The sequence below is a fragment of the Actinomycetota bacterium genome, from assembly GCA_014360655.1.
GTDB lineage: Bacteria > Actinomycetota > Geothermincolia > Geothermincolales > RBG-13-55-18 > JACIXC01.
On the sequence record JACIXC010000005.1, the window covers coordinates 135,468 to 150,093 of the forward strand.

General features: G+C 63.2%; 11 protein-coding genes. 2 read left to right on the forward strand and 9 right to left on the reverse strand.

Going from position 1 to position 14,626, the window contains the following annotated elements; translation table 11 throughout:
• Positions 1 to 129: 129 nt before the first annotated feature.
• The 9 genes from H5T73_05465 to H5T73_05505 all read right to left on the reverse strand — a co-directional run bounded on the left by H5T73_05465 (position 130) and on the right by H5T73_05505 (position 11,561).
• Positions 130 to 2,727 carry a cation-translocating P-type ATPase gene (locus H5T73_05465; protein ID MBC7247208.1) on the reverse strand — a complete coding sequence of 866 codons (2,598 nt, stop codon included), beginning with the start codon at positions 2,725 to 2,727 and terminating at the stop codon, positions 130 to 132.
• Positions 2,728 to 3,016: 289 nt separating this feature from the next.
• The gene (locus H5T73_05470) at positions 3,017 to 4,099 is read right to left on the reverse strand and encodes a hypothetical protein (GenBank protein ID MBC7247209.1); all 1,083 of its coding nucleotides are present in this window, start codon (positions 4,097 to 4,099) and stop codon (positions 3,017 to 3,019) included.
• Between the two features lie 259 nt (positions 4,100 to 4,358).
• Complete coding sequence (phoU, locus tag H5T73_05475) at positions 4,359 to 4,994, reverse strand: phosphate signaling complex protein PhoU (protein MBC7247210.1); 636 nt, start codon at positions 4,992 to 4,994, stop codon at positions 4,359 to 4,361.
• A gap of 12 nt (positions 4,995 to 5,006) precedes the next feature.
• A complete protein-coding gene (locus tag H5T73_05480; GenBank protein MBC7247211.1) occupies positions 5,007 to 5,870 on the reverse strand; it encodes a phosphate ABC transporter ATP-binding protein in 864 nt (287 codons plus the stop codon).
• A gap of 254 nt (positions 5,871 to 6,124) precedes the next feature.
• On the reverse strand, positions 6,125 to 7,057 hold the full coding sequence (gene pstA, locus H5T73_05485) for a phosphate ABC transporter permease PstA (GenBank protein MBC7247212.1): 933 nt from the start codon (positions 7,055 to 7,057) through the stop codon (positions 6,125 to 6,127).
• On the reverse strand, positions 7,054 to 7,923 hold the full coding sequence (gene pstC, locus H5T73_05490; GenBank protein MBC7247213.1) for a phosphate ABC transporter permease subunit PstC: 870 nt from the start codon (positions 7,921 to 7,923) through the stop codon (positions 7,054 to 7,056). The genes pstA and pstC overlap by 4 nt, the downstream gene beginning before the upstream one ends.
• 86 nt (positions 7,924 to 8,009) lie before the next feature.
• The gene (locus H5T73_05495; GenBank protein ID MBC7247214.1) at positions 8,010 to 8,873 is read right to left on the reverse strand and encodes a phosphate ABC transporter substrate-binding protein; all 864 of its coding nucleotides are present in this window, start codon (positions 8,871 to 8,873) and stop codon (positions 8,010 to 8,012) included.
• A gap of 211 nt (positions 8,874 to 9,084) precedes the next feature.
• Entirely contained in the window at positions 9,085 to 10,866 is a 1,782-nt protein-coding gene (locus H5T73_05500; protein MBC7247215.1) for a PAS domain S-box protein, read from the reverse strand.
• The gene (locus tag H5T73_05505; protein ID MBC7247216.1) at positions 10,863 to 11,561 is read right to left on the reverse strand and encodes a response regulator transcription factor; all 699 of its coding nucleotides are present in this window, start codon (positions 11,559 to 11,561) and stop codon (positions 10,863 to 10,865) included. The genes H5T73_05500 and H5T73_05505 overlap by 4 nt, the downstream gene beginning before the upstream one ends.
• Positions 11,562 to 11,768: 207 nt before the next feature.
• Here H5T73_05505 and H5T73_05510 point away from each other — a divergent pair, with 207 nt between their 5' ends.
• Together H5T73_05510 and mgtA are read left to right on the forward strand one after the other, a co-directional pair.
• Entirely contained in the window at positions 11,769 to 11,960 is a 192-nt protein-coding gene (locus H5T73_05510) for a hypothetical protein (protein MBC7247217.1), read from the forward strand.
• Positions 11,961 to 12,033: 73 nt separating this feature from the next.
• Positions 12,034 to 14,559, forward strand: coding sequence for a magnesium-translocating P-type ATPase (gene mgtA / locus H5T73_05515; protein MBC7247218.1), 2,526 nt, complete (start codon positions 12,034 to 12,036; stop codon positions 14,557 to 14,559).
• Positions 14,560 to 14,626: the final 67 nt, after the last annotated feature.

Here is a 14,626-nt window from a genome sequence, read left to right on the forward strand (position 1 = left end):
CCTGGCCCTTCCCCCGGGGACGTCCACGCAACGGGGCGCGCCACGACGCGGCAACGCGTGAAAACACCCGGGAGCATCGGGCCCGCAAGGATGTGCGAGCGCCACATCCCCGGCTCGCGCGGGAAAGGCTCAATGCCTCCTTCTCAGGAACGCCTTTTCCGCCTCCGCCACGATCAGTACCAGGAAGAAAAGCGCGCAGGAGAGCGCGAACTCGGCGAGGGTAAGGGGTTCCGTGAGGAACACCCCGTGGCAGAAGGGAAGGTACACGACGCCCGCCTGCAGGGCGACGATGAGCAGGGCGGCGCCCAGGAGTGGTGGGTTGCTGAACAGCCCCAGCCTGAAGAGCGACTCCTTTTCGGAACGGACCACCATGGCCACGGCCATCCTGCCCACCAGCAGCGAGGTGAATACCATCGTCTGCCAGTGCATGCCCTCACCGTGCGCCCATGCCTGCAAGAGCAGGGTCAAGGCGCCGATGAGCATCCCGTACCTCAGCATAAAAAAGGCGCGGCCCTTCGACAGCACCTGTTCGCCCGGGAGCACCGGCGGCCGTGTCATGACGTCCTCCTCCGCCCTCTCCACGGTGAGGGCAAGGCCGGGAAGGCTGTCGCAGAGCAGGTTCATCCACAGTATCTGCACCGGTCGCAGCGGGAGGGGCAGGGCGAAGAAGGGCGCCACGAAGACGGCCAGGAGCGTGCCGGCGTTGGAGGCCATGGTGTATTTAAGGAATTTGAGGATGTTGTCGTAGATGCGCCTCCCCTCCCTGACCGCCCTCACGATGGTGGCGAAGTTGTCGTCGAGGAGGATCATGTCCGACGCCTCCTTGGCCACGTCCGTGCCGGCCACGCCCATGGCCACACCGATATCCGCCGCCTTCAGGGCGGGGGCGTCGTTGACCCCGTCCCCGGTCATGGCCACCACCTGGCCCCGGTCCTTGAGGGCCCTGACGATCTTCAGCTTCTGTTCGGGAGCGACCCTGGCGTAGACCTGCACGTGCTCCACCCGCGCCTCGAACTCCTCCATGGAAATCGCTTCCAGCTCATCCCCGGTCATCAGGGCTTCCCCGCCGTCGTCCAGGATGCCCAGCCTGCGGGCCACGGCCGCGGCCGTCACGGGGTGATCGCCGGTTATCATGACCGGCCTTATGCCTGCCGTCCTGCATAGGGACACCGCCTCCAGCGCTTCCTCGCGCGGAGGGTCGATGATGCCCACCAGCCCGAGGAGGGTGAGATCCGACTCTATCTCTTCCGGGTCCATCGTCCCGGGGAAGCTTTCCCACTCCTTCATGCCGATGCCCAGCACCCGCAGCCCTTCCCGCGCCATCTTCTCCGTTACCTCGTGCATCTCGTCGGCATCCAGTCTCTTCCTGACGCCGTCCACGAGCACCGTGCTCGAGAGGCCCACCATCACCTCGGCCGCTCCCTTGGTAAAGGTGATGACCCTGCCTTCGGGCGAGCGGTGGAAGGTGGTCATGCACTTCCTCTCCGCCTCGAAGGGGATCTCCGCCAGGCGAGGGAACATTCTCTCCTGCTCCGCCCTGTCGAAGCCGTTTATCTCCGCCAGGGAGAGAAGCGCAGCCTCGGTGGGGTCGCCGATGACCTCTCCGCGGCTGTCCAGGCGGGCGTCGTTGCACAGGGCGAGGGCCCTGAGGAATTCCTCTCCGCGCCCCGCCAGGTCGCTCTCGCGCAGGAGTTCCCCCTCGAGGTACACCGCCTCCACCACCATGCGGTTCAAGGTCAGGGTTCCCGTCTTGTCGCTGCAGATGAAGGTCACCGAGCCCAGCGTCTCCACGGCGGGAAGCCTGCGCACCAGGGCGTTCTGCCTCGTCATCCTCTTCGCCCCCAGGGCGAGGGTTATGGTGACTACGGCGGGCAGGGCTTCGGGGATGGCGGCCACCGCCAGGGCGATGGCGGTGAGAAACATGAGCAGCCATGCTTCGCCGCGCACGACCCCCGCCACGAGATAGGCGATGCAGGCAGCCAGGATGGCCAGGGTGAGTGTTCTGCCGAAGCCTGCCAGGCGCTTCTGCAGGGGCGTCCTTCCCTCCCCTTCCCCCTGCAGCATGGCCGCGATGCGCCCCAGTTCCGTGTCCATGCCCGTGGCCACCACCACGCCGAGGGCGCGCCCGTAGGTCACGAAGGTGCCCAGGTAGGCCATGTTTCTGCGGTCTCCGAGGGGAAGGCTATCGCCGTGCAGCGGCCGCGCCTGTTTCTCCGCCGGCACCGACTCGCCGGTGAGGGCCGATTCGTCCACGCGCAGGTGGGTGGTCTCCAGGAGCCTGAGGTCGGCGGGGACCACCCTTCCCGTGTCCAGGAGTACGATGTCGCCGGGCACGAGTTGGGAGGCGGGCACGCTGCCCAGCATGCGGTCCCTGATCACCACCGCGGTGGGCTCCGCCATCTTCTTCAACGCCTGCACCGCCTTCTCCGCCCGGTACTCCTGAACGAACCCGGTGACGGCGTTGAGTACCACGATGGTCGCTATGGCCAGGGAGTCCGTGACCTCTCCGATGGCCCCCGCGACGACCGCGGCGGCGATAAGGACGAGGATCATGAAGTCGCTGAACTGCGCCAGGAGCATGGCGAGGGGGGTTTTACCGCCCGTTTCCTCCAGCTCGTTGGGACCGTACCTTTCCAGCCGCTCCCGCGCCTCCTGCGAGGAAAGCCCCCGGTGAGACGAGGCCAACTCCCGCAGGACCTCTTCTCCCTCCATAAGATGCCAGTGCATGTGACCGTCTCTTCCTTCCTTTGCGCAGTCGCGCCGGCACTCTCGCAGTTCCGCGGCTGTCACCACACCCCTGTCAACACATCCCTGGTCTCTTTATATCTGGATCTACTTCGGCGAGCGGCGGTTAACCTTCCGGGTGCTTTCGTCTTCATTCCGGTCGCACGCCGATCGCAGGTTACCGCATATCTGATCATGTTTTCCTCATTTTATCTGGAGCGTACTCATGTTCCCGTCATTCTGATTGGAAAGTCGGTGCTTCTCCGGAGAGACAGGGAGGTAGCGCGGGCGCTCAGGAGGTGACGGGCATGACCTCGATGTGCAGGTCCCCCTCGGGGGTGAGCTCCCATTCCACCCTGCTCTCGACGTTGAAGGCCTTCTCGAAAAGCCCCTGGGCGAGACCCACGCCCAGCAGGGGCAGGGCGACGTTGACCATCTTCAGCTCCACGCCCCTCCTGCCCATGCGCAGGTACTCCAGGTATCCCAGTCCCCGTACGGCCAGCTTCTCGCGCATGCCCTCCTCGGTGGTCACCTCCTCCACCGCGAAGAAACCGGATTTGACGAAGCGCCTCTGGGCCTCCACCACCACGCGGGGGATCTCCTCTCCCAGCTCGTTCTCCAGCTCCTCGAACACGGGATCCACCATGGCTGGTCCCGTCATGACCATGCGCCTGCCCGTGAGAGAGCTCCTGATGGAACCGTTGGCCAGGTCCCACTTGAACTCCTGCAGCGCAAGGGGCGCCTCGCAGTGCGGACACTTTTCCAGGCTGCATTTGCCCGGCCTGGGCTCCTGGGCGTAGTCCTTCCACCGTAACCTGCTCTTCAACTCAGAGGGGTTCTCGGCCTCGAAGATGGTTATGCGGTAGACACCGGGCGAGGTCTCCTCGTATCTTATGCCCGGCTCCCTCCCCACCACGGCCTCTATGGCGCCCGCGAAGTTGCCTACCGCCAGGGGCACGGAGTAGGGCCTCTCGGCCAGCACGGTTATGTAATCGTCTTTCGTTCCCTCGTATCTCACGTCCGCCAGCGTGAGCTTCCCGTATCCCATGGCCTTCCAGATGACGAAGGTCGAGTCGAAAACGACCTGCAGGTCTATTTCCCTTTTCCTGATCATCTCGATGACGTCTTCCGGCAAGACGTAACGCATGTACTCCCGGGTATATCTGCGCGAGGCGTCGATGACCAGGTGTTGCACGGACGTGCCTATGATCTCCTCGATCCCCCGGTAAACGGGATCGAGGTTGCCGCATTCGAACAACACCAGCCTCTGGCGTTCGTCGCGCCGGGGCCGGATCACCCCTTCCTCCGTCCAGACATGCTGGCTGCTGACATAGAAGGGAGTTCCGCAATCGGGACAGGTGTCTATTTCCGCCATATTTGCTCCCTCTTGATATCTACTTCGTCAATCCGGGAGAAACGATAAAGTCGCCCGCCGCGATCTCACCGGCACGCAGCAGCAGGCATTTGCATGTCCCGATATCCTGAAGGTCGTTCGCCCTTTGATCTCGCCGGCAAAACAGCGGTTAGGCTGTCTTATTATATTTAGGGCGAAGATCCATGGCAAGCGAGTAGACGAAGCAGCATCAAGGATACGGCATCAAGGATGGAACGGCGATCAAGCGGTGCAGCGTTTCCTAGGATCCCTCCACCATGAAACGCACGTGTTCCCCGATATCCACGGCATGGTCGGCGATGCGCTCGAAGAAGCGGGCGATCATGACGACGCGCACGGCCACCTCCAGCTCCTCCTCGCGCCCGCTGTCGAACTCCTTGAAGAAGCCGCGGTAGAGGCGGTCCACGGCGTCGTCCATGGCGTCCAGCTCCCTGGCCATCTCCACGTTGCGCTCCTTGAAACAATCCATGGCCCGTTCCACCAGCCGCATGGCCCGCCGGGCCATCTCGTCTATGGCCTCCCTCATCCAGGAGCGTACGGCAGCGGCGTGGATGTTCTTCACCGCCACCGCGATGTCCTCGCAGAGGTCGGCCATGCGCTCGAACTTCTGGGCGATGCGCATGATGACGATGATGAGCCTCAGGTCCACGGCCACCGGAGCCTGCCTTGCAAGCAGCTCCAGGCCACCCTCCTCCAGCCGGTTGCGGTAAGCGTCGAAGAGGTCGTCGCCGGCTATTATCTCGTCGGCGGCCCGGTGGTCCAGCTCCAGGAAACAGAGCCGCGTCCTCTCTATGGTCTGCAGGAGCTCGCTCCCCATGCGCAGCGTCTCCGCGTACAGCTCTTCCAGCTGCTCGTGAAAGTCCTTCCTGGCCTCCAAAATCGCCCTCCCCTACCCGAATCTCCCCGTTATGTACCTCTCCGTCCTCTCGTCCGAGGGGTTGGTGAAGATGGTACCCGTTTCTCCGAACTCGATCATCCGCCCCGGCTCCCCCTGTCTCTCGATGAGGAAGAAGGCGGTGTAGTCGCTCACCCGTGCAGCCTGCTGCATGTTGTGGGTGACGATGACGATGGTATAGCGCTCCTTCAGCTCCACCAGCAGGTCCTCGATGCGCTGCGTGGCGATGGGATCGAGCGCCGAACAGGGCTCGTCGAGGAGGATGACCTCCGGCTCCACCGCCAGCACGCGGGCGATGCACAGGCGCTGCTGCTGTCCGCCGGAGAGGGCCATAGCCGGCTCGCGCAGCTTGTCCTTGACCTCTTCCCATAATGCCGCCTTCCTCAGGCTGGCCTCCACTATATCCTGCAAGGCAACGCGGTCCTTTATGCCGAGAACACGCGGGCCGAAGGCGACGTTCTCGAAGACCGTCTTCGGGAAGGGGTTGGGCTTCTGGAAAACCATGCCCACCTTCTGGCGCAGGGCGATGGGGTCGCAGTAGCGATCGTAGATGTCCACGCCGTCCAACAGCACCCTGCCCTCCACGCGGCACCCCTCTACAAGGTCGTTCATGCGATTGAGGCAGCGCAAAAACGACGACTTGCCGCACCCGGAAGGGCCGATGACCGCGGTTATGCTGCGTTCCTTCACTTCCAGGCCGATGTCCTCGAGTATCTTCTGTTTTCCATAGAAAAGGCTCATACCCTCCAGGACGAACTTCGCGCCCCCCGTTTCACGCAAGCCCGTTTCCCCCCCGACGAAGGGCTCCGCATGCTCACCCTCCCGGAGGCCACCTGGAGCGCCGACCTCCGCGCTCATCTCAACGCCGGTAGGGTTATCCATCCCCGTGTCTTCACGATCCACGCCGGTAACCTCGCTAGTCATGCCGCCACCCATCCTCGCTTCGCTCCTCTCGCCATGCCGTTCTTGCTAGAGGCGCTTTCGATCAGCGCTTTCGTCGCATCTCTCTCCCGTTCGCTCCGCGGAGGGACATCCTAAAACATTCCGCACCGTGCACTTCCCCGACATGCATCAACCGGAAAAGCCGCACCCCATCCAGATCCTTACTCTGCTCATACCCTGTAACCCATCTTTTTCCTCAGGATCCCCGCCGACATTCTCGCCAGCAGATTGAGGACGAGGACCGTCAGGAGCAAGAAGGCCGCCTCTCCGCTGGCCACGCGAAGCCAGTCCGGGACCAGCGCCCCCTCGGTGTACATGTGCCAGATATTGGCTGCCATGGGGGCGGCCGGATCCAGGGGAGACCAGGGGACCTTGCGCACGAAAAGGCCGACGGTGTAAACGACGGCCGCGCTTTCCCCTATGATCCTCCCCACGCAAAGCACGGCTCCCGTGGTTATCCCGGGCAGCGCCGCCGGCAGCACGACCTTCTTGGCCGTTTCCCAGCGCGTGCATCCCATGGCGAAGGCCGCCTCACGATATGAGCGGGGGACCGCCAGGAGGGCTTCCTCCGAAGAGCGCATGACGGTGGGCAGGTTGAGCAAAGCGAGTGTCAAGGCCCCCGCAAGCAAAGAATACCCCAGCCCCAGGTAGATGACGAAGATCACCATGCCGAAAATTCCGAAGACCACCGAGGGCACCGCCGACAGGGAATCCGCGCCGAATCGGATAAGGCGGGTAAGGCGGCCCTCGCGGGCGAACTCGGCCATGTAAACGGCGGCCCCCACTCCCAGGGGGACGACCATCAGCAGGGTGAGCAACGCCAGGTAAGAGGAGGAGACTATCATGGGCCAGATGCCTCCTCCCTCGCGCATGGCCTGCGGTTTACCGAAAACAAAGGAGGGCGAGAGAGCCGTGCCGAGTCCGTTCCACAGTATGGTCCCGATGATGAAGGCGAGCACGAGCAACGCCGTCACGGCGGAAACCCAGACAAGCGTTGTGGCAGCGCGGTCGGCCGCAAGGGCCGCCCTCTTACCGCGGCCGGTGCCGCTCATTAACAGGGTGTTGCACGCGGCCGACCGCAACGGTGCCCCTGCCCCGTTCATTCCGCCCACCTCACGGCCACCCGCTGCTTCCTGCTGACCCAACGCACCAGGCACACCATGATCATGGCCAGGACAAGGAGCACCAACCCCATGGCGAAGAGTGACGACCTCTGCACTCCGGTGGATTCACCCATCTCCATGAGGATCTTGGTGGTCAAGGTGTGGGTGGGGGAGGTGAGCGAGCTGGGGAACACGGAAGCGGGCCCGATGACCATGGCCACCGCCATGGTCTCGCCTATCGCCCTACCCATACCCAGGATAACGGCGGCCAGTATGCCCGGGCCGGCCGCCGGGATGAGTACGCGGCGGATGGTCTGCCAGCGCGTCGCCCCCAGGGAAAGCGACGCGTGCAGATAGGAAGAGGGAACCGCTTCCAGGGCGTCCTTGGCGATGGCGGTGATGGTGGGTAGTGCCATGACGGATAGGATGATCGAGGCCGCCAGGATCCCGCTCCCCGAGCTTCCCGTCACCTTCCTTATCCACGGCACAAGGATGGTGAAACCGAGCCAGCCCAGCACTATGGAGGGTATACCGGCCAGCAATTCCACGCCGCGGGTGAAAAGTGACCGGGAACGCCGGGGAGCGACCTGGGTGAGGAAAAGGGCCAAGCCCAGGGCTAGGGGGGTGCCCAGGAGAAGCCCCCCGGCGGTGGTAGCAAGCGTCCCGGTCAGGAATACCAGCATCCCGTAGCGGCCGTCCCCGGGACTCCAGGCGGAGCTGAAGAGATTGGCGGGACCCACCCGGGTGAAGGCGGGCACGGATTCCCTGGCCACGAAGAAGACGACCAGTGCCAACCCGAGCACCGTCATCAGCGCCATGACCATCAGTATCTTCTTGATCAGCCATTCCCTGCCGATCGACGACATCGCCGTCTTCCCCGCTTTCTCTCCCGCTCATTTCATCCAGAAAAAGGCCTTATCGGAGTCCCTTCATGCAGGGCCGCACCTGGATGTCATATCTTGGTCATGGGGATATATTCCTTGGCCACCACCTCGTTCTGGAAACGGTCCGAGAGTATGAAATCGATGAACTCCTTGGCCAGCCCGGTGGCCTCTCCCTTGGTGAACATGTGCAGGTAACGGGAGAGAGGGTAGGTCTTGTTGACCGCGTTCTCCTTGTTGGCCGCCACCCCGTCATACTTCAGACCTTTCACCGAATTATCGAGGTAGCCATACGAGATGTACCCGATGGAGTACGGAGTCGAGGAAACCGTCTGGCGCACGATCCCGTTGCTGTTGCACTCGATGGCGCCGGCCACGGGCTTCTCCTTCTTCAGGGCCTTCTCGTCGAACATCTCGCGCGTCCCGGACGCCTCGTCGCGTACCACCACCACGATGGCCTGATCCGGACCCCCCACTTCCTTCCAGTTCTTCACCTTGCCGGTGAAGATGTTGAAGACCTGGTCCTTGGTGAGGTTGTCCAGGGGGATGTCCTTGTGGGCGATGACCACGATGATGTCGAGGGCTATCTTGTGGTCGACCAGGCCCTTGTCTTTCTCCTCGTCCTTAAGATCCCGGGAGGAGTTGCCGATGTCCACCACCCCCTCGGAGACGTTGGAAATGCCCACGCTGGAACCCCCACCCTGCACGTTGACCGTGACGTCCGGGTTTTCGTCCATGAACATCTCCGCGGCCTCCTGGGCCAGCGGGAGCACGGTCGTGGACCCGGAAAGGTTCAGGGTGCCCGAAAGCTTGGGCTTCTCCTCCTTGCCCTCTCCCTCGCTTTTCCCCTCGCCGCCGCAACCCACGGCCGCCGCCACGAGGACAACCGCCAGTAGGGCGACGAACACGGGGGGGAAGAGCTTCCTTGCCTTCATTCCCTACCTCCTTCTTCTCTATCGCACCTTATCTTTGCCTGAGCACGAGCTTTCGCCCGTGCTCCCCGGAACGTAGGAGGAACCCTGCCGATCCCTTTTCCCTACGGGTTTATTTGGCCGGATGTCGTTTAAGCGCGGGTTGAAACGAGGTAAATTCTTTTGGAAGGAAAGTTTAAAACCAGTTTAACGGCCCGGGTGACCTTCTGCGGAACTACGTATCCTCGGCACCGGGAGCAGGCCTTTCAATGCGGACGAAAAAGGCGGAGCCTTCTCCGGGCACACTCTCCACGCTTACCGCCCACCCGTGAAGCTCGGCGATGTGCTTAACGATGGAAAGCCCCAGGCCGGTGCCTCCCGTCTCCCGGGAGCGGGCGCGGTCCAGCCGGTAGAACCGCTCGAAAATGCGGGGGAGCTCCTCCCTGGGAATACCCACCCCCGTGTCCCGCACCTCCAGGACCACGTCTTCGCCCTCCCTGGAGAAGCTCACCCGCACGCTCCCTCCCGGCTGGTTGTACTTTACCGCGTTGTCCAGCAGGTTGTTGAGAAGCGTGGCCAGGAGGCGCCGGTCCGCCTCCACCATCACTTCGCCGCCTCCCGCCGCCTTCATCTCCACCCCGTACCTGGCGGCCAGCTTGCCCTTCCCCTCCAGGCATTCGGCTACCAGCTCCGCCAGGGGGAATCTCTCCACCCTCAGGATCGTCTCCCCGGCCTCCAGCCTGCTCAGTGTGAGCAGGTCCTCCACGAGCTGCGCCAGACGGGCCGTCTCGCGGTCAAGGTCGCGCAGGAAACGCTCCGCCGTATCCCGGCTCTCCAGCGCGCCCCCCGCCAGGGACTCGACCAGGGCGCGGATGGTGGCCACCGGGGTGCGCAGCTCGTGGGAGACGTTGGCCACGAAATCCTGCCGGACGCGGTCCACGCGCTTCAGTGCGGTTACGTCCTCCAGGGTGCTCACCGTCGCCAGGATCCTGCCGTCCGCGGTCTCGACCGGGCTGGACTTCAGGCGCAGGGTCATGTTCCAGGGATAGAGGAGCTCTATCTCCTCCTCCACCCTCGCCCCCCCCGCGGCGCGCCTTACCGCCTCCTCCAGCTCCGCGCTGGAGAATGCCTCGATGAGACGGCGGCCAATGACCGTATCCGCTTCCACTCCCAGGATGCGCTCCGCGGCCGGGTTGAGGAGCATGATGCGCTCCCCTTCTCCCGTCACCAGCACGCCCGTGGATACGCTTTCCAGGATGGCTTCCAGCTTCTTCCTCTCAGTATCGACTTCCTCCACGCGCCGGCGTACCTCCCCGGCCATGGCGTTGAAGTTCTCCGCCAGCTTCGAGAAATCGGAGATGTTTGAGGCCTCCACCTTCCTTCGCATATCGCCGGTCGCCACGTCGGCCACCGCTTCCCGTAACCCGTCCAGGGCACCCACCACCGTCCTCTCCGTCCATACGCTTGCCGCCACGATCACGAGGAGAAGTAGCCCGGATGCGGCCAGAAATATCCACCATACACGCAAGATAACCGGCATGATGTCCTCTTCCTTTACGGATACCCTGGCCACTCCAACGATCCTTCCGTCCACCACCACCGGTGCGGCAGCATAGATGAAAGTCCTGTCCAGGGTGCGTGATTCCCGGCTTATGGAAAAGACTTCCCCCCGCAAAGCCGCCGCCACTTCCGGCCTGCCGGCATGGTTTTCCATCTCCTCGGCAGGGTATTCCGAGTCCCCGAGGACCACGCCTTCGGCATCGATGACCGTCAGCCTGGTCGGCAGGTCGCCCGCCAGCTCCTCGAGATAGCGGTCCACCTCACGGGGAGCCATCTCCCCGCTGAAGAAGCGGCCTGCCTGGCCGGCGAAAAGTTGGGCCTGTTCCTCCAGGCTCCTCCTCTCGCGGGAAAGGGTGTAACTTCGTATGGGAATTATTACCAGAAGGGACAGGAGGGCCAGGATCGCGGCCACCAGGGCGGTGTAGCGGGCGATCAGGATGCGCCTCAGGCTTTTCAAGCTTCCTCCCCGGGCGCCTCGAAGCGGTAACCCACTCCGCGCACGGTGACGATGCGGCGGGGGTTTGCCGGATCCTCCTCCACCTTCTCGCGGAGGCGCCGGATGTGCACGTCAAGGGTCTTGCTCTGCCCGTAATAATCTCCCTCCCACGCCTGGCTTATCAGGTATTCGCGCGGGAGAGCCTTGCCCGGGTGGCGGAGGAACAGTTCCAGCAGCCGGTATTCCATGAGCGGCATCTCCACCACCTGCCCCCTCACCGTAACCTCGTGCCGCTCCCTGTCCAGCGCGATGTCGCCTGCGCGCAGCGTTCCCTCCTCCTTCCCGGCCCGCTTTTCCCCGGAACGCCGCAGCACGGCCCTCACCCGGGCCACCAGTTCCCGCATGTTGAAGGGCTTGGTGACGTAGTCGTCGGCGCCCAGCTCCAGGCCCAGGATCTTGTCCAGGTCGGAATCCTTGGCCGTGAGCATGATCACGGGAAGGTCGCCCTCGCGCCGCAGCCGCCGGCAGATCTCCATGCCGTCGACGCCCGGGAGCATGAGGTCCAGGAGCACCAGGTCGTAGCCGCCCTCCCGGCACCTGCGCCAGCCGCTCTCACCGTCCAGGGCTATATCCACTCGGAATCCTTCTTTTTCCAGGTTGAAGGCCACCGCCTCCGCCAGGGGCCTTTCGTCCTCGATGATCAGGATCTTTTTCAGGGCCGCTCACCATCCTTCTTCACGCGATCACTTCCCGACTGCGGTCACGTTCCCCTCTTCCTTAAGGATATACACGTTTCAATATACACGTTTCCGAAAAACACGGGCAGTCTTTACGCATTGTTCAACGAAAACGAACCCGCCCTTAAACTCCATCCCTTTCGATGTAAGGGAAGGAACGTGCGACGCAAAGGAAAGGAGGTGAAAATGGACAAGATGAAGGACTACCTGGACGACAACCTTTACGTCCCGGCGCCGGAAAACGGGGACATAACGCCGCCCTCCACGGATCCCTCGTGCTGGATGGAGGGTGTAGAGGTCACGGGGAGGAAGGGTATGGCGATCTCCCGTGGGCGTAGTCCATGCCCCCGGACGGCGCCAGGTGGCACAAGGGTATAATAAGAAGCGTTCCGTGGCAGCGATATCGGATAGCCTTGCTGCCGGCCGGGCGGAAAAGCGTACGGACAAGCACATGGTCGATGAAAGCCTTACGGAGTTCTGGTCCCTTTCCCCGGAGGAAGCGTTAAGACGTCTTGGTTCCTCGTCCGCCGGCTTGAGCTCCGGGGAAGCGCGGTCCCGGCTCAACAGGTACGGACCAAATCTCCTCAGGCCGGAGAAAAGGAAGGGAAAGTTCTCCCTTCTGGTCAACCAGTTCAGGAGCCCCATCATCCTCATTCTGGCTTTCGCCGCCTCGGTATCTTTCTTCCTTCATGATCCTACCGACGGGATGATCATCCTCTCCATCATCCTGGTGAGCGGAATGCTGGGGTTCTGGCAGGAAAAGGGAGCCGCCGACGCCGTGGCCGGATTGCTCTCCCTGGTAAGGATAAAGGCCCTGGTGCTGCGGGACGGGAAAGCGGTGGAGAGCGACGTGGAGGAGCTGGTGCCCGGCGACGTGGTCCTTCTGTCCGCCGGCTCCTCCATCCCCGGCGATTGCCTGCTCCTGGAATCCACCGACCTCTTCGTGGACGAGGCCGTGCTCACCGGGGAGACCTTCCCGGTGGAGAAGAACCCCGGAGCGGTGCCCGCGGACACTCCGCTCTCGGGCAGGGAGAACGCCCTTTTCATGGGCACGCACGTGATCAGCGGCGAAGCGCGGGCGGTGGTTGTCCTCACCGGCCGGGACACCGAGTTCGGGAAGATCTCCCACCGCCTGCAGCTCAAGCCGGCGGAAACGGAGTTCGAGCGCGGCGTACGTCACTTCGGCTTCCTGCTCATGGAGGCTACCCTGGTACTTGTAATCTTCATCTTCGCGGTGAACGTGGCCTTCCACCGACCCATCCTGGATTCCCTGCTCTTCTCCCTGGCCCTGGCGGTGGGCCTTACCCCCCAACTGCTGCCCGCCATCATCAGCGTCAACCTCTCCCACGGAGCACGGCGCATGGCCCAAAGCAAGGTCATCGTGAAGGTCCTGGCCTCCATCGAAAACTTCGGCAGCATGAACGTGCTCTGCTCGGACAAGACGGGTACCATCACTCGTGGCGAGGTGAACCTTTCCTCGGCGCTGGGCCCGCGAGGCGAAGCCTCCTCCAGGGCCATGCGCCTGGGGTGCCTGAACGCCGCCATGGAAACCGGGTTCTCCAATCCCATAGACGAGGCGCTGCGACGGGAATGCGCCCTTGACCCCGGCGGCTTCCGGAAGCTGGACGAGATTCCCTACGACTTCGTCCGCAAGCGCCTTACCGTGCTGGTCGCCGCAAAGGAAGGAACCCTGATGGTGACCAAGGGCGCGCTGGACAAGGTGCTGGAAGTCTGCACGCAGGCGGAGGTTGCGGAGGGAAAGCTGGTGAGCCTGGAGTCCCTCGCCGGGGACATCGACCGGGTCTTCCGGGAACAGAGCGCGCAGGGCTTACGCGTGCTGGGCGTGGCTTATCGCCTGTTGGACGGCAGGGATTCCATATCCCGCGAGGACGAGCGTGAGATGATTTTTTCCGGCATGCTCACCTTTTTCGATCCTCCCAAACCGGGAGTCCGGGAAACGGTGCAACGCCTGGAAAATCTTGGGGTTAAACTCAAGGTGATCACCGGGGACAATCGCCTGGCGGCCGGGCGGCTGGCAGAGGAGGTGGGTCTTCAGCGACCCGTGCTGCTCGCGGGACCCGAGATGCGCCGCATGAGCGACGAGGCCCTCCTGGGCCGGGTGAGGGAAGTTGACGTCTTCGCCGAGATCGATCCCAACCAGAAGGAGCGCATCATCCTGGCCCTGAAGAAGGCGGGCAACGTGGTGGGTTTCCTGGGCGACGGGATAAACGACGCTCCCGCCCTCCACGCCGCGGACGTGGGAATCTCCGTGGACGGCGCGGTGGACGCGGCTAAGGACGCGGCGCAGATCGTCCTCCTGGAGAGGGACCTTGACGTCCTGGTACAGGGAGTGGCGGAAGGGAGGAGGACTTTCAACAACACCCTGAAGTACGTGTTCATGGCCACCAGCGCCAATTTCGGGAACATGTTCAGCATGGCCGGCGCCTCCCTTTTTCTTTCCTTCCTGCCCATGCTTCCCGGGCAGATACTGCTTACCAACCTCCTGACCGATTTTCCGGAGATGGGTATCGCCACCGACAACGTGGACGAAGACTTGGTGGAAAGACCCCGGCGTTGGGATATCGGGTTCATACGCCGCTTCATGCTGGTTTTCGGTCCCCTGAGCTCCCTTTTCGACTTCCTGACCTTCGGCGCCCTTCTCCTGCTGCTGCACGCCGATGCGCGCCAATTCCGCACCGGCTGGTTCATGGAATCGGTGGTCTCAGCTTCCCTGATCGTCCTGGTCGTACGCACCCGCAAGCCCTTCTTCCGCAGCCGGCCGGGAAAGTTCCTGGCCGTGGCCACCCTGCTGGTGGTTCTGACGGCTCTCTCCCTGCCTTTCTTTCCGCTGGGCGAGGTCTTCGGGTTCCAGAGACTTCCTCTCGCCTTCTTTCCCGTGCTGGCCCTCATAGTCTGCCTTTACGTGCTGGGCGCAGAGGTGACCAAGCGCGCCTTCTACCGACGCTTTCCCTCCTGACAACAAGAGATCCCCGTGAAACCGTGGTGACCCCCATATTAACGAGTAAACAAGGTGTTCTTGCGGG